We start from the raw sequence: 16,008 nt of genomic DNA, 5'->3' as shown, positions 1-16,008 counted from the left end.
GTGTATGAAACGTCATAAGCGCAGAAGATCAAAGACAACTGTAAGGTGTATAGCGGCGGTGATGCTGCCCGTTGCAGCTGCGGCAGCAGTCCACGGAGCTTTCGGCATCAGGGACAGTCTGTTTTCGGCAGATGACCTTACCGTCAGCCATTCCGAAAAAGCGGCAGCTCCCCATAATACTGACAGTGAGACAATAAGCCGTATCGTCCGTGAAGATGAGCTCCTTGAAGGGAAGATGACGCTGTCAGAGGGCTACGGAGTGTGTGACGAGAGACCCGAGAATCAGGAGTACCTGCGGCTGGCTGACCCAAGGGATATGCGTGCCGACGACGCAGGAGCAAAGCCATATCCAAAGAGCTGGGGCTCTGACGGCGAGATAATACGGACCACCTACGGGGAATACAGCGGCAGTTCATTCTTTGACCTTGAGGGCGGCGGACAGGTAAACAACAAGACCGATATCCCCAACGAGACCCTTATCCGTGAAAGCGGCTTCCTGCCGAACTTCACCGTAAAGGATACCGACGAGCCTCTGGTGCTCATATATCATACTCATACCACGGAGAGCTTTGAGCCATTTGTACGTGACAATTACGATACTGCGTTCAATTACAGGACCACCGATCCAACAAAAAATGTTGTCATGGTAGGGGACGCCATACAGGCGGAGCTTGAAGCCCAGGGCATAGGCGTTATCCATACCGGAGAGATACACGACTATCCCTCGTATAACGGCTCATACGCAAGAAGCCGCGATACTATCACGCCTATACTGGAGAAGTATCCAAGCATCAAGGTCGTACTTGATATACACAGGGACGCCATAGGCGCTGACGGGACGGCTTATCAGCCTTTTATTGATGTGGACGGCAGGGAAGCGGCTCAGATAATGATAATATCGGGCTGTGACGACGGTACTCTCGGTATGCCAAATTATATGGAGAACTTTCACTTTGCCTGCGCTCTGCAAAGCAAGCTGGAGTCCGACCATGAGGGGCTGACGCGTCCCATACTCTTTGACTACAGGCACTATAATCAGGATCTGACCAATGGAAGTCTGCTCATAGAGATAGGCTCTCACGGAAGTACTCTCGGACAGGTACAGTTCTCGGGACAGCTTTTTGGCAGGTCACTGGGTCAGCTTCTGAATTCCATGAAAAGGAGATAAATATGCTGAGGAAAAATAAAAAAAACCGCCCTCAAAGCAGTTTTTTTGTATCTGCTTCTGAGCGGCGGCTCATGGATGTTTATAAATTCTTATGCCAATTCCTATAACAGACTCAGCAGTGATGATATTCGTCCTGCGGGAGTTGTAATAAGCGGCGGACGAGCTTCTGTGGAGCTCCTCGACCATAGCGCTCAGTTCAGCATATCGGGTATAGCTCCCGAAAGCAAGGCTTACTGCGGAGCGTATCTTTTCTCGCCTGATGAGCTGAGAGCGGCGGCATATATTATATATTATGTATATAGCTGAGACTGCCTTGTGTAGTAGAAGGTATTGAGCTCACCAGTATAGATGAGATCTGCACCAGGGAAGCTTCTGAAATCATCGGGCTTGTAGAGACTGAAAGCCTTTTCCAGAGGTATGCCTATTTTATCCATAGTATAAGCTACGAACTGAGAACAGACGAAGCTTCGTTCACGTTTCCATTCGATGTTGAAATAAACTGCAAGGAGCCCCAGCAGATTATATGAGTATACCTTGCGGTATTCGGAAAAATGGCGGATCAGCTTGTCATATGCTTCCTTTTGTTCATCTGTGACGCTGATGCGATATATTTCGCACGGTATATTGTGGTACTGTCCCAGTGTGCCCTGTCCGACTATTTCCTTGTTGAAGGTAGCGGGAAGGGGGAAAGGTCGGTAAGTACGGCAGAAGCTGTACATTTCGGAAAGGTCTATATCGCCTGAAAGAGAAACGTGATTATAAGGCTTTTTAGTGAAAAACTTGAAGAACCTTGCCGGTCTGGTACCGGTTTGCGCAACTATCAAATAAATATAGTTCCCCAAAACGTTCCCTCCTAATATATTTTTTTATAATTATATCACAAACGCTTGCAAATTTCAAGAGTTTTTGATATAATAATATAGTATTATTCTATTTGCGCCTGTAGCTCAGTGGATAGAGCATCGGCCTCCGACGCCGTGTGCGCTGGTTCGACTCCAGTCAGGCGTATACCGCAAATGGCTGTATACAGCCGAAAAGTTAAAAGAGCGATCACCCGATATGTACTTGTACTTATGGGATGATCGCTCTTTTTTTATATTTATTTTTTATATTTATTTTTGCAGTGTTTTAGCAGCATTATTCCTTTTATATACTCAAATCAAACAATGATTTTGTGACAGTTCAATGCAACAAATTTTAAAATTTTTCCCTTCACCATTATGGTCTAAAATAACAAAATAATAAAAAAATATTGACAGCGCAGATTTTTTGTGGTAAAATTAATACCATAGAGCGACGATATCACATAGATGCAGTAACGTTAAACTAAGTTTCAGAAATATGAAAAGCTGTTCCGGAAAGCTTGTTTCTGATCCATTCACAAAAGGACCCAATGTGTATATCAGTTGCTTATTGTACTATTAGTCACTCTATTATTTTCACTTTAAAAGATATAACAGGAGATTTTTACTATGAAAAGAACAATTAAAGCAATCATTGCAGCTACAGGCGCAGCAATCATGTGTGCAGCACCTGTATTGACATCCGTATCTTCAACACCCATCGTTAACAACATCACAGCTTCAGCTTCTTATGTTGTAAATGCTTTTGACAGCTTTGACAACAACTGGGTTCCAAGCATCACAGGTGTGAGCAATGGTGTGACTAAAGTTAATCTTGGTCACGTAGATTATGAGTTTGACAGAAATGCAAAAACTGCTAAGATCGTAGGAATGGACAAGGCAGATTCCCGTATCAAATTCCCTAAGGGCATCAATGTAAACGGTACTTTCTATGCAACAACAGCTATTGCTAACAGCGCATTCCAGGGTAAGGACGGTCAGAAGTTAGCTAACGGTGCAGCTGCACCCAAGGGCGCTGCTCTCACAATGGTTGACCTCAATGCGGCGGTAAATCTTAAAACTATCGGCAATGATGCATTTAACGGCTGCACTAAGCTTACAGGATCTATCAGACTGCCTGAGTCTTTAACTTCTATCGGTGATCGCGCATTCCGTAATACTGCTGTAACAGAGATCGCTTATACTGTAAAAGATCGTAAGCCTGTCAGCAAACTCAACACAGTCGGTGATGAGGCTTTCTACAACTGCACGAGCCTTACCAAGATATATTTACCTGCAACAATGATGACTGTCGGAAACAGAGCTTTCGCTTATTCAGGTATCACACTTGCAAATTTTGCAGGTCCTAACTCAAAGGGTATCACTATCAAGAGTGAAGCTTTCGCTAACTGCTCAAAGCTTACTTCTATCGGCACAGACCGTACAGTGAATAGTTCAAGCTCCAAGGATGCTTTCAGAAACATTCCTAAGGCTAACGTACACAGATACTCATCAAGCACATCTGACGAACTCGTTGGAAGATTCAAGATCTATTTTGGTCTTTGATAAGGCTGCTCTATGCTGAAAGCATAAAATAATATCAAAAAAAACACGCTCTCCATAGATATGTGGGGAGCGTGTTTTATATGGTTATGAACTGTATTATATCATCGACGTCACTGTGTGAGAGTCCTTCAATGAGCAGAAGCTCATATTCGTTTCTGAATCCGCCTGTGCTTTCTCTGAACTCGATCATCCTGTCTGCGGTATCTTCGTCCACATGAGGAAGCATAAGGAGAATGTCCCTGTCTGCTGTATTGATATTTATTGGAGCCAGTTCTTCAAGAGTCGGTGTGTGTTCTTCCTCGTTGGGCTCCTCTTCCGCAGGTTCTTTGCTGACGGGAGTTTCGTCGCGGGTGTCGTAAACGGGATCAGCTACATATATGTGATCGCGTATATCAGCAAAAATACTCTCACCGATACCCTTAACGTTCATTATCTCTTCGATATTCCTGAAGCCGCCGCTGCTTTCGCGGTAGCTTATTATCTCCTGTGCAAGCACGTCGCCAATGCCCTTCAGCTTTTTAAGCTCGTCAGCGGAAGCGGTATTGATATCAAGGCTGACGATCCCGCAGGCAGTTGTGGCAGCTGCTGAGACAGATGTATGGATTGTTGTTTTTGAGGCGGTAGTTCTTGAACTTGCTGATGTTTTTACAGATGATACATTGGTATATTCTGTCGGAGTATCATCATAAGGTGTTATTGTAATGCTTGTTGGTTTTTGAGTGTTTTCTGTGATGTGAAAGAAGAATATGGCAGCGCAGATCACTGCGATGATAAAAAGCACAAAGAGCAGATATTTTATGAAAGCTCTTCCGCCTTTCAAATATATCACTCCTTTAAAATACAAAGCTCGATGATATGCGACAAAAATCGACAAATCATAGTCAAGGATACAGGCTGACTTTCCGTGGAAGGTCAGCCTGATCTGTCACATATCGTATCGTTTAATGTATTTCTTTTCACCTATTCTGAACCTGAGAGAAAGGATGTCATTGTCAAGGTCTGCCGAAATAATCTTTGCGTCTCTTATTTTCAGTATTTTTGCCAGCTCTTTTGTCTCGGCTTCGGTATAGTCATAGAAGTTATCTGAGGTAAAGAGAACGCTTCCCATAAGTGCGTTTACCTCTGCAAGGCATTTTTTCTGCTCGGGGGAGAGTGAATTGTTGCAGGGCCTCAGCAGAAAAACGTCGGGGTCATTGAGAAAAGCACGTCCGTTGAGCTGTCTGCGGAACACTGTGTTGAGGATAGTATTCTTAGTGCTGATGCGCTCTCGGTGCATAAGTCTCATGTGGAGCTTGTCATTCCAGTCCAGACTTACATCGCAGCCGATACGGCAGTATTCCACCTTTCCGAATGCGGAAGCAAGGGGGACTCCGCAGGCAAGTATCATTGCATTGCCTGCACATTCACGGAGGAAGTCCATAGCCTCTGCCATTATCTGACCGCGTGTCTTGTCGCGGCGGGGAACTATGCATGCGGCATAGAGAAAGTCCAGCTTCAGAAGCTTATAGCCCCATTCGTTTACAATGGTTTCAATTACGAATTTTATGTATTCCCGAACCTCGGGATTGTAGATATCCAGCGCATAGAATCCGCTCCAGTTTGAGCCGCCCCTTACGTATTCCAGACTGTCATCAAGGAGGAGCCATTCCTTATTGTAGCGGAATATGGCGGAGTTTTCCTCACACACGAATGGCGCCAGCCATATGCCTGGAATGAGGCCTGCGTCTTTTATATCATTGGCTGTCTTTTTCATGCCATCGGGGAATTTTACGATATCAACTGCCAGCCAGTCGCCCACAGCGGTCTGCCAGCCGTCGTCGATCTGAAAGACGTCTGCTTTTACGGTGAGGGCGTTCAGACCGTTAAGGTCATCTTTTATGGTATTCCGGTCGATATCCTGATAGTGATTGTACCAGCTTGTGTAGCCGAATATAGGCTCTGCTGCACGCGGCTTCACTCCAAGCTCTGAGAAATACCTGTCAAATACCTCGTTCTCTCCGCCCTCTGTGAGCAGCGCCTTCAATGCGCACCACTCGCCGCTGACAGCAATACCTTCGCAGTCTTTTTTGAGGCTGATCAGTCCCTTGTCCACCTGTGTGATAAGCTGTGTGAAGCCTGTATCTTCTGCAAGGGAGCCGATAAATATGTATTTATCATCATTGCGGATATAGCCGTATGACCAGCCGTGCATATTATCGCCGTAATCGGCAAAATTATAATCGCCGTACTGCGAAAAGGCGTACTTTTCACGGATAGCACAGGGAATATGGCTGATGCCCCGCATTTTGCCGTCAACAGTATGCTCAACGGAGTCCGTCCACGACTGATAGCCGTTTAGGAGTATTTTGTCATTGTCCTTGAATTCGTACTCAAATTCGGCGCACAGCTTCTGAATGGTTATCTCGGAATTAGCGGTCAGCTTTACTGAAAACACATCGCCCTCGGTATTTACCTCAAGCTTCATGCGCTCGTTGCACACAGAGCTGGAAGTAATAGCCATGAAGTCGTTTTCGCCGTCGTTGTAAAGAAATTGCAGGGATTTGAATTTAAGCATTTTTCTGCCCCTCCTCGATACGTGTGATGACCTTTTTCTCGTTGTATTTCAGGAAAACTATTCCGCCAAGCAGACAGAGAGCTGCTGCTAAAAGAGCTGTAAGTCTGTAGCCGAGACCGTAGCCCGACTGACCCTTTTCAATATCTGAGCCTATAAGGGCTATGCTTGTGAACATGAGCATTGCAAGGGACTGTCCCAGCTTGAATGCAAATGTACGTGCAGCGTAGAACATACCCTGTCTGCTCTCGCCGGTATCAAGCTTGTCAGCCTCGGATATATCCGCAACTACAGCCTGTGGGAGTATGCCAAGTATAGCCATTGGCACAGCTGCCAGAACAGCTATGATGATACCGTATGCTATAGCAGGTATGCCGATAAGGCCTGCCCCTGCGGTAACGAGAAAGGCAAAGGAGAAGAACAGGAACGCGAATGCGATGAGCTTCTTTTTGCCAAGCTTCTTTGAGAAGATATTGACAGCAGGATAAAATGCCAGCGATGCAGCTGTCATTATTGCGAACAGTGGGAAGGTCATTTTTGAATCCAGTCCCAGAAGAACTGTTATATAGAATGAAAGACCTGTCTGGAAAAGTGTAAGACCTACCCAGTAGAGTATATCCGAGCATACGAATATGCGGAAGTCTTTGTTCTTGAATGTAGCAAGGAGAGAGCTGAAAGCGGAGCTCTTGCTGGGAGTAGTGTCCGCGTACTGATTTTCGTCGATAAGAAAAGCAGGAACGAGCATACATATTACAGCAACAGCCGCAAGTATTGCTATAGTTATGCGGTAGCTACCAGCATAGCCCATGCTTTCAAGGAACATGCCTGCAATATTTGGTACGAGGTATGCCACGGCAGTACCGAAGAAATAGGTCACAGATATGAATGTGGAAAGATTTATGCGTGCGTTCTGAGTACTGCCAAGCTCGGGTATAAGAGCGTTATAGGGCGTGCAGTAGCAGGTCATGCAGAAGTAGAACATCATTGCGAAGATGAACAGCGTTACTGCGTTTCCGAAGCTTCCTGCTTCAAATGGAGAGATGAACATGAGAACTGTGACTGCGCCAAAGGGGATAGCCGCAAAGCGCATGAATGGGATACGTCTGCCCCATTTGTGCTTTAGAGAGTCGGACTTTCCTGCAACGAGGGGGTCTGTCACAGCGTCGAAGATACGTCCGAAAGCTGTGATGATACCGATAGCGGTGAGACCTATGAAGGTGCCCTTTGGTATGAACTGTAGCTGTCCCTTGGCGAGCTCCTCCTGACTGGGCTGATAGAAGAATACCAGCCAGTTTGAGATTATGCCCGACAGCAGCGACCAGCCCAGCTGACCGATTGCAAATATCCATAGTATCTTATTTGTCGCAACTTTTTTGTTCTCCATGGAGTTCACTCCTTTCTAAGGAAGAAAACGGCTGCCTCTATGATAGTGCTGAGCTCGTCCACGGCATGAGAAAAATCGTCACCCGGGAGAAGCTCACCCTGAATGAGCTTTTTGCTGAGCTCCATAAGCGTATGTGCGTAGGAAAGATAAAAAAGACGAACATTGGGTATCTCGCGGACAGTGCCGTCAGCGACTCCTGTCATATAGGATTTTTCAAAGACAGGGTAGAAGTTTATTATTGATTTCTCGTAGTTTTTCAGCTCATGCTTGGGGATATTTTCGGATATGAGCATGAGGTCGAATTCCGAGAGAAGCTTCATGAACCCCGGGTGTGCCTCGTAGAGAACGGTGAACATTCTCATCAGGTCGCTGACCTGCTTTATGCCGCTCTGAGCAAGAAATACATCGGACTCAAAAATGCCGCTGAACATCTTGTTGAGCTCATTCCACATATAGGTCATAGCAGCGATGGTTATGCCGTTTTTTGTGCCGAAATAGCGATAAAGAGTAGCTACGCCGATGCCGCTTTCTTCAGCGATATCAGTCATTTTTACAGACTCGATGCCGTTTTTGAGGAAGAGCTGAGCGCTGACTTCAACGGCCTTGTCGAATCGTTGATTTTTCAAATTATCCTGCGAAAATGCGTTTTCCACTTGACAAACCTCCTTTTTTGTGATAGACTATATATCAGATGATAGACTGTCTATCATTGTTAAAATAATTGTATCATATTTTACGCGTTTTGTCAAGACCTTGGAGGTATTTTTATGGACAGATCTAAATTTATCTTTGGCAATGAAATATCCCGAAAAGCCTATAAAAAGGCAGTTAAGACAAAAGCAAAATTCATTGATAAATACGGCGACGATTCCGACGCTGTATACCACCTTGCCGACGTTGAAGCACCTGCGGTGGGAAAGTCCCTCGGAGTACGTCAGATCGTAATAGGTAAGGAAAGCACCTGCAAATTTGATGACAAGAGCCTTGTCATAGGCAATATACGTATGGGCTTCGGACATTACAGGATATCCATGGCAATAGCCTCGGCAGCTCATGCCATGGGCTATACGCCCTATTGGTTCGACCTGCACTCCTTCAAGGAAGCTACCTGCGGCAAGGTCATTGCAGAGCAGAATGAGCTGTATTCACTGGGCTCCAGACTATCACAGCGCTTTGCGCTTTTCAACAAGCTTGTGTGGGAGCCTCTTAACAGCGAGGGCTTCCGCAAGCTTACCTATAACAGCTCCGACCAGAAGACTGCGGAACTTATGACGGCAGTATTCAGTGAACTGCCAAAGGATATACCCTATGTGGCAACTCATGTATGGCCCTCACAGGCTGCGGTACACGCAGGACTTACCCATGTGGTGAACGCGATCCCCGACAACTGGCCAATGGGACTTCATCTGTCCGAGGGAGCTGTCCATACAGTACAGACTCCGTCCTCATATCTCGGCTACAGAGCTCTTCGCGGCATGGACAGGAAGCGTCAGCTGAAGCCTATGCCCAAGGACGTCATTGTCTATACAGGACATTACATCGACCATGAGCTTGTAAGCAATATCGAAGCAGACTGTCAGAAGCGCATAGACAGAGTCAATGACAAAAAGCCTGTTCGCTGGCTCATGTCCGTAGGCGGAGCAGGTGCCCAGAAGGAGATATTCATCGCTGTTATACGCAAGCTTATGCCTGCTATCAGGGCGAAAAAGGCTGTGCTTTTCATAAATGTGGGAGACCATGCAAAGGTGTGGCATGAGCTTGTAAAAGCAGTGCCACAGATAAAGCCTTTGATGCATGAGCATTTCGACGATTTTGATGAGACAACAAGCTTCTGCGAAAAAGCCTGCGGCGGCGAGGTCAGCGGCATACACGCATTCTGCCATTCGGATATTTTTGCAGCAGTTTACTCCACGAATCTGCTTATGAGGTGCAGCGACGTGCTCATAACAAAGCCCAGCGAACTGGCGTTTTACCCCATACCCAAGCTTATGATAAAACGTGTGGGCGGCCATGAAGCGTGGGGCGCTATCCGCTCTGCGGAGGTAGGCGACGGTACCTATGAGTGCTCGACAGCTGCCGAGACCGCTGCCATGATAGATATGATACAGCACGGCAGGGATATCATCGTGAAGATGTGCGGACACATCGTCACAGCCAAGAAAGCAGGCGTTTATGACGGCGCATACCGTGCTGTTGAGCTTGCTGTGGGCAAGAAATAAAAGATTGCAAAACGCGCTCCTGTACTTTTTAGTATGGGGCGCGGTTTTTATTTTGATATCATTGTATTATGTGCACAAAATGGTATGATCAACAATGTTTAAAACGCTGAATTTTACTCTTGACCTGCGGAATGTCCACCTGATATGTAAATAGTAGGTTGTCTTATTACATTGGGTAAAGTATAATATGATTGGGAAAATTTGAAATTTTCAAAGGAGTGATACTAATGAAACATTCAAATGTTTTCGGGAAAGTGCTTTCTGCTGTTACAGCGTCAGCAATGCTGTTAGTAGGCAATACAGCATTCCCCGAAATAGGCATGTTATCGGCTAAGGCAGCCGATGCACAGGACAGAGGCAACATAGGCGGCTACGATTATGAGATGTGGAACCAGAACGGTCAGGGACAGGTCTCTATGAAACCAAGCGCAGGTTCCTTTACCTGTTCATGGAGCAACATCGAGAATTTCCTTGCGCGCATGGGTAAGAACTACGACAGCAAGAAGCTCAACTACAAGGACATAGGCAGCAACATCGTCCTTACCTACGATGTTGAGTATTCGCCGAGAGGAAATTCCTATATGTGCGTTTACGGTTGGACAAGAAAGCCTCTCATGGAGTACTACATCGTTGAGGGCTGGGGCAGCTGGCGTCCCGGCGCTGACGGCGAGAAAAAGGGCACGGTCACTCTCGACGGCAATACCTATGATATTGCCAAGACAATGCGCTACAATCAGCCTTCACTTGACGGTACGCAGACATTCCCTCAGTACTGGAGCGTCCGTCAGACAAGCGGTTCAAGGGACAATGTTCAGAACAACATGAAGGGTACTATACATGTTGGCAAGCACTTCGACGCATGGTCAAAGGCTGGTCTTGACATGTCGGGTACTCTCTATGAGGTATCCCTTAATATTGAGGGCTACAGGTCAAACGGCTCTGCAAATGTCAAGAGCGTAAGAGTTTACGAAAACTACGAGGACGACGGAACAAATCCCGATCCCGGTACAGATCAGCCAAATACGGTCACAGAGCCCGACGAGAACGGCTACTACTTCAATGATACCTTTGACAGTACTGTGGGCGACTGGACAGGCAGAGGCGCTGCTTCTGTTGACGTTTCAACATCTGAGAAGTTTGCAGGCGCAGGCTCACTGAGCGTTTCTGGCAGAACTGCCAACTGGAACGGCGCTGTAAAGACACTTAGCACATCTACATTCAAGCCGGGCGAGACCTACAGCTTTGCTGTAAACGCTATGTACAAGAGCGGTGGTTCTGAGGAGAAGTTCAAGCTGACTCTCCAGTATAACGACGGTTCGGGCGCACAGTACGACGAGATAGCTTCTGCAACCACAACAGCAGGCGACTGGGTACAGCTCGCTAATCCAAGCTATACTATCCCCGCAGGCGCAACCGATCTCCAGATGTACGTTGAGACAGTTGACACCGACATCGACTTCTATATCGATGAGGCTATCGGAGCTAAGTCGGGTACAGAGATCAAGGGCGCAGACGGTCCCAAGACAGTTATTCTCGGCGATGCAAACTTCGACGGCGCTATCGATTCATTCGACCTTGTAACAGTCAGAAATGAGCTCATTGCAGGCACCGCAGCAGGCTCAGACTTAAAGGCTGCCGATGTTGATCAGAACGGCAAGCTTGAAACAGCAGATCTGGTTCTTATCCAGTCATTTGTTATCGGCAAGATAAGTGAATGGCCCGAGCCGCCAGAGCCCGAGAAGCCCGATTACGACACCTCCAAGTGGGATAACTACAAGGAGACAGCTTCGGCTCAGTACATCGACTTCTACAAGAGCTCCATAAAGCATATGGGCAACACTTACAGACTCACACAGAAGCTGGCAGCAGCTGAAAGCGGTCAGCCTCTCACAATAGCATACCTCGGCGGTTCTATCACCGAGGGCAAGAACTATACAACACCTTTCTCCAACTACCTCAAGACCACATTTGCAAAGGGCAGCTTCAAGGAAGTTAACGCAGGTCTTTCGGGTACATCTTCCGTTGTGGGACTTGTCCGCAGCGAAAAGGACATCGTATCCCAGAATCCTGACATCATATTCCTCGAATTCTCCGTAAACGACCATGAGGATATCATGTACAAGAAGTGCTTCGAGAGCTGTATCAAGAAGTTCCTTGATATGCCTAACGAGCCTGCCGTTGGTATCGTTATCACACGTTCAAAGGGCGGCTTCTCAAGTCAGGCACAGATGTATCCTATCGGTAAGAACTTCGATATCCCTGTAATCAGCATGGACGACGCTCTTACAAAGGCGTTCAACAGCAAATTCCTCCAGGCAAGCGACTACTACACAGACGAGTACCACCCACATCAGAAGGGCGGACAGCTTGTAGCAGACTGTATGGCTTACTATGTTCGTCAGGCATTAAAGAGCGAGAACCAGTCCGCAGGCTACACACAGCCTACAAAGTACGTTTACGGGGCAGAGTACGCTTCATGCGTAAATGTTGATCCGAAGACACTCACAAACTTCAATGCGGGTTCATGGAAGGCAGGAACAGGCTATAACTCACTGCCTTACTCATACACTCTCAACGGCGGCAGCCCGATGAAGTTCAAGACAGAGGGTAAGGGTCTTATCATTGTATTCAAGGCTAACAGCTCAGGCATGGGCAGCATCAATGTTACTGTAAACGGCAAGACCACAAAGGTAAACGGTAACAAGCAGTACACATGGGGCGGTCCCGATGCAGAGCTGGGCTACTATCAGGAGACCTCGGGCGAGCTTGATGTTTCCATAAGCGGAAGCGGAAGCTTCACTATCTGGGGCATCGGTCTCGTAAAGTAAAACTTAGCATTAAAAGCTCCGTCGTTATGGCGGAGCTTTTTTGTGCCATAAGATATGAAAAAGCACAAAAAAACTATTGATTTTTAGGAGAAAATAGTATAAAATTAGAGTGATTAGAAGGGACTGGCGTCCTCGACAGCCCGTCTTTTGATATGATATTATAAAAGGAGTACCGCAAATGGCTTCATCAAAGGATTATCTTGAATTTGTACTGGAACAGCTCTCGGCGCTCAGCGACATAACCTACAGAGCAATGATGGGAGAGTACATCATCTACTATCAGGGCAGAGTAATAGGCGGAATTTATGATGACAGGTTCCTTGTAAAAAATACAGCGAATGCAAGGAAGCTCATGCCCGATGTATCGTTTGAAATACCATATGAAGGCGCAAAGGAGATGCTCCTTGTTGAGGACATCGAGAACAAGGAGTTTTTACGGGAATTATTTGAGGCTATGGTGGTTGAACTGCCATTGCCTAAGAAAAAGCATAAATAGAGGAGGTTTTGGGAATGAAGGTACTGAAAAGGCTGCTTGCCGCCGCAGGAGCGGCTGCACTGGCTATGACGGCTTGTCCCGTTACTGCGCAGGCGGCAGTGACGGCTGACTTCGCCGACGAGTACGGCGAGGTCATAAGCGGAGCTGATTATACTATCATGGTTCGTCTCAGCGGCAAGTACATAACCGCAGCAAGTGACGGAAACGTCCACCAGTGGGAAAAGCTTGGGGACAGCTCGCAGGTATGGCGTATCGAGAGTGCAGGGGAAGGAAAATGCTGTATACTTTCGGGCAAAGACAGAAGCCTTGCTCTGACTGTTGAGAACGGCGACTCCACCGACGGCAATAATATCTATCTCTCGGAATACAAGGACACGGCGGCTCAGCATTTCATACTTCACCGTACTGACGACGCATATTATATCACGGCTGAGTGCTCGGGCAATGCGGCTCTTGACGTGTACGACATAAGCTACGAAAACGGCGCCAATATCGACCAGTGGGACTACTGGAAGGGCGAGGGTCAGAAGTTCTATATCCGCCCCGTAGACGGCGACTTCAAATTCGTCCGCGGCGACCTTAACTTTGACGGTACCGTTGACAGCTTCGACCGAATCATCATGCAGCGCGGAGTTATCAGCAGCTTTGACGATACCATGGCTTCGATCGCTGATATGAACGGCGACGGAGCTGTAAATACTGCGGACTTGGTTCTGCTCACAAGCTATATCCTCGGCAGAGATGCTGATATACAGACCTACAGCACTATTTCCACCGAGAAGCCTGATGTGGCTTATCTCTTCGCATACTTCCTCGGCAATTCGCCTGAGCAGGAGCGACTTTCCTATGCAGTCAGCACCGACGGCTACAACTTCAAAGCGCTCAACGGCGGCGGAGCTGTGTGGAAGTCAAGTGTGGGAACTGAGTGCCTCCGCGACCCCTATATCTTCAAGGGCGAGGACGGATTCTACTATATGCTTGCTACGGATATGAAGTCTTCACTGGGCTGGAACAGCAACCGCAATCTCCTCAGCGCAAAGTCCACCGACCTTGTGCACTGGTTCGACGAGACAAGTATTGAGATAGCCAACAAGTACCCCCTCATGCAGGGAGCTGACCGTGCGTGGGCTCCTCAGGCTATATACGATCCCGAAAAGGCTTCCTACATGATATACTTTGCGGCGAGAGTTCCCGGGCGTGACGACAGGACTATCATGTATTACGCCTACAGCAAGGACATGAAGAAACTGGATACCCAGCCTCAGCTTCTTTTTGCCCCCAAGAACGGTGACGACGCTATCGACTCCGATATAATCAACGTGGGCGGCAAGTACTATATGTACTACAAGAACGAGACCAACAAGCGTATCTACCTTGCAATAGCTGACCACGCAAGCGGTCCTTATACCGAGATAAAGCAGGTCTCCGAGGGTGATATCGGTGTTGAGGGACCCAATATCTACAATCTTATCGGAACTGACAAGTGGCTGATGATGTCTGACGCATACGGCAACGGCTACTACGTAATGCAGGAGACCACAGACCTGACCAACTTCAAGACTGTCAGCAGAAACAGCTACAGCTTCAACTTCACTCCACGTCACGGATATGTTATCCCTATCAACGGCGACCAGTACAACGCTCTCATAAGCGCATATCCTTCGGCAGGGCTTACTCCAATAAATACACGAGTGAAAGCTCCCGTTGTGAATGTGGCTTTAGGCGGCACCGCTGATATGCCGAGGACGGTCACTGCCGAGTATACAGGCGGCGGAGTATGCGAAATGAGCGTTGACTGGAGCAGCTCCGACCTTGCGAAAATAGATACCTCCAAGGCAGGCATTTACACTGTCAGCGGTACAGTAAAGTCCAGTGCGGAGCTTTATGCCGACCCTTTTATAAAAGAAAGAGCCGACCCCTATGTGGTGGACGGCGGTGACGGATATTACTATTTTACAGCGTCTTATCCTGCCTACGGCAGCGTGGACAAGGGCTATGACCGCATAATCCTGCGCAGGAGCAATACCGTAGGCGGACTTGCTTCCGCTGAGGAAAAGACCATATGGAAGGCTCATACAAGCGGCATACTTGCAAAGCATATCTGGGCTCCCGAAATGCATTATATAGGCGGTTCGTGGTATATTTTCTTTGCTGCGGGAGCAAGCAGCGATATCTGGGCGATACGTCCCTACGTTCTGAAATGCGACGGCGACCCGTATACGGGAAACTGGACGGAGTGCGGACAGATGCAGGCAAGTGCAGGGGACAGCTCGTCATTTGCAAACTTTTCCCTTGATATGACCTATTTCGAGAACAACGGCAAGCACTATGTCATATGGGCGGAGATAAAGGGCGATTCCTCACTGTTCATGGCGGAGATAAACCCGTCGCAGCCGTGGAAGCTGACCTCAAAGCCCATACTTCTTACCAAGCCCGAATACAAGTGGGAGCTTGTGAACAACCGCGTCAACGAGGGTGCGGCAGTTCTCAAGACCGGCAAAAAGGTCTATGTATTTTTCTCGGCTTCGGGAACAGGCTCGGAGTATTGTGTGGGCAGACTTGAAGCTGATATAAACTCTGACCTTATGGATACAAAGAGCTGGAAAAAGCTGACAGAGCCTGTGCTTTCAACAGCTGATGTAAAGGGTAAATCAGGACCCGGACATAACAGCTTTGTTAGGGACGAAATGGGAAATCTTCTAATAGTGTATCATGCCCGTCCCGACAGCCATGCGTCACAGGAATGCGGCACATATAACAAAGACCCGCTTTACGACCCGTGCAGACATGCCCGTATAAAGCGAGTAGTATTTGACGGAAACGGTGATCCTGTCATCAATCTCAGTGACGAAGCAGAGCTTTCTGCGGCAAATAAACAAGTAACAGCTACAGTTGTGGTGAACTGAATCGCTGTAGGGGCGGATATTATCCGCTCGAAATATAGGGGACGTCGT

The 16,008-nt window shown here is 47.5% G+C and carries 12 protein-coding genes and 1 tRNA gene; 8 read left to right on the top strand and 5 right to left on the bottom strand.

Annotated features, from left to right (window positions below; translation table 11 throughout):
• The first annotated feature begins 4 nt into the window (after positions 1–4).
• A complete protein-coding gene (gene spoIIP, locus N774_RS16745) occupies positions 5–1,168 on the top strand; it encodes a stage II sporulation protein P (protein ID WP_024859937.1) in 1,164 nt (387 codons plus the stop codon).
• A 45-nt stretch (positions 1,169–1,213) separates the two neighbouring features.
• Positions 1,214–1,474 (top strand): hypothetical protein, encoded by a 261-nt coding sequence (locus N774_RS0103625; protein ID WP_024859936.1) that lies wholly within the window; start codon positions 1,214–1,216, stop codon positions 1,472–1,474.
• Here the strand turns inward: N774_RS0103625 and N774_RS0103620 are convergent.
• Positions 1,459–2,010 carry a hypothetical protein gene (locus tag N774_RS0103620; protein WP_024859935.1) on the bottom strand — a complete coding sequence of 184 codons (552 nt, stop codon included), beginning with the start codon at positions 2,008–2,010 and terminating at the stop codon, positions 1,459–1,461. The two genes, N774_RS0103625 and N774_RS0103620, sit on opposite strands and share 16 nt — an antisense overlap.
• Positions 2,011–2,104: 94 nt before the next feature.
• Here N774_RS0103620 and N774_RS0103615 point away from each other — a divergent pair.
• Positions 2,105–2,176: transfer RNA gene (locus N774_RS0103615), tRNA-Arg, on the top strand.
• A gap of 464 nt (positions 2,177–2,640) precedes the next feature.
• A complete protein-coding gene (locus N774_RS17965) occupies positions 2,641–3,576 on the top strand; it encodes a leucine-rich repeat domain-containing protein (RefSeq protein WP_024859934.1) in 936 nt (311 codons plus the stop codon).
• 76 nt (positions 3,577–3,652) lie between these two features.
• Here the strand turns inward: N774_RS17965 and N774_RS19710 are convergent, their stop codons facing one another.
• The 4 genes from N774_RS19710 to N774_RS0103590 form a co-directional block, all read right to left on the bottom strand.
• Positions 3,653–4,396: a ComEA family DNA-binding protein gene (locus N774_RS19710; RefSeq protein ID WP_024859933.1), complete on the bottom strand. Its 744-nt coding sequence runs from the start codon at positions 4,394–4,396 to the stop codon at positions 3,653–3,655.
• Positions 4,397–4,501: 105 nt separating this feature from the next.
• Positions 4,502–6,130: a glycoside hydrolase family 36 protein gene (locus N774_RS0103600; RefSeq protein ID WP_024859932.1), complete on the bottom strand. Its 1,629-nt coding sequence runs from the start codon at positions 6,128–6,130 to the stop codon at positions 4,502–4,504.
• The gene (locus tag N774_RS0103595; protein WP_024859931.1) at positions 6,123–7,511 is read right to left on the bottom strand and encodes an MFS transporter; all 1,389 of its coding nucleotides are present in this window, start codon (positions 7,509–7,511) and stop codon (positions 6,123–6,125) included. The genes N774_RS0103600 and N774_RS0103595 overlap by 8 nt, the downstream gene beginning before the upstream one ends.
• A gap of 5 nt (positions 7,512–7,516) precedes the next feature.
• Positions 7,517–8,164, bottom strand: a complete 648-nt coding sequence (locus N774_RS0103590; RefSeq protein ID WP_024859930.1) for a TetR/AcrR family transcriptional regulator — start codon at positions 8,162–8,164, stop codon at positions 7,517–7,519.
• Between the two features lie 114 nt (positions 8,165–8,278).
• Here N774_RS0103590 and N774_RS0103585 point away from each other — a divergent pair, with 114 nt between their 5' ends.
• The 4 genes from N774_RS0103585 (at position 8,279) to N774_RS0103570 (ending at position 15,960) form a co-directional block, all read left to right on the top strand.
• Positions 8,279–9,730 (top strand): DUF6937 domain-containing protein, encoded by a 1,452-nt coding sequence (locus N774_RS0103585; protein WP_024859929.1) that lies wholly within the window; start codon positions 8,279–8,281, stop codon positions 9,728–9,730.
• A gap of 227 nt (positions 9,731–9,957) precedes the next feature.
• Positions 9,958–12,558, top strand: coding sequence for a glycoside hydrolase family 11 protein (locus N774_RS16725; protein ID WP_024859928.1), 2,601 nt, complete (start codon positions 9,958–9,960; stop codon positions 12,556–12,558).
• Between the two features lie 178 nt (positions 12,559–12,736).
• Complete coding sequence (locus N774_RS0103575) at positions 12,737–13,054, top strand: TfoX/Sxy family protein (protein ID WP_024859927.1); 318 nt, start codon at positions 12,737–12,739, stop codon at positions 13,052–13,054.
• Between the two features lie 14 nt (positions 13,055–13,068).
• Entirely contained in the window at positions 13,069–15,960 is a 2,892-nt protein-coding gene (locus N774_RS0103570; protein ID WP_024859926.1) for a family 43 glycosylhydrolase, read from the top strand.
• Positions 15,961–16,008 lie beyond the last annotated feature (48 nt).

Origin of the sequence: Ruminococcus flavefaciens AE3010, from assembly GCF_000526795.1 — a bacterium.
Classification (GTDB): Bacteria; Bacillota; Clostridia; order Oscillospirales; family Ruminococcaceae; genus Ruminococcus; species Ruminococcus flavefaciens_D.
The sequence above is the reverse complement of the archived record's forward strand: the minus strand, read 5'-3'. Positions and strand labels throughout refer to the sequence as shown.

What these genes read in the sequence shown, in the direction of transcription:
- spoIIP (WP_024859937.1), top strand. Translation starts at nt 5, where the DNA reads ATGAAACGTCATAAGCGCAGAAGATCAAAGACAACTGTAAGGTGTATA.
- N774_RS0103575 (WP_024859927.1), top strand. Translation starts at nt 12,737, where the DNA reads ATGGCTTCATCAAAGGATTATCTTGAATTTGTACTGGAACAGCTCTCG.
- N774_RS0103570 (WP_024859926.1), top strand. Translation starts at nt 13,069, where the DNA reads ATGAAGGTACTGAAAAGGCTGCTTGCCGCCGCAGGAGCGGCTGCACTG.
- N774_RS0103600 (WP_024859932.1), bottom strand. Translation starts at nt 6,130, where the DNA reads ATGCTTAAATTCAAATCCCTGCAATTTCTTTACAACGACGGCGAAAAC.
- N774_RS16725 (WP_024859928.1), top strand. Translation starts at nt 9,958, where the DNA reads ATGAAACATTCAAATGTTTTCGGGAAAGTGCTTTCTGCTGTTACAGCG.
- N774_RS0103585 (WP_024859929.1), top strand. Translation starts at nt 8,279, where the DNA reads ATGGACAGATCTAAATTTATCTTTGGCAATGAAATATCCCGAAAAGCC.
- N774_RS17965 (WP_024859934.1), top strand. Translation starts at nt 2,641, where the DNA reads ATGAAAAGAACAATTAAAGCAATCATTGCAGCTACAGGCGCAGCAATC.
- N774_RS0103595 (WP_024859931.1), bottom strand. Translation starts at nt 7,511, where the DNA reads ATGGAGAACAAAAAAGTTGCGACAAATAAGATACTATGGATATTTGCA.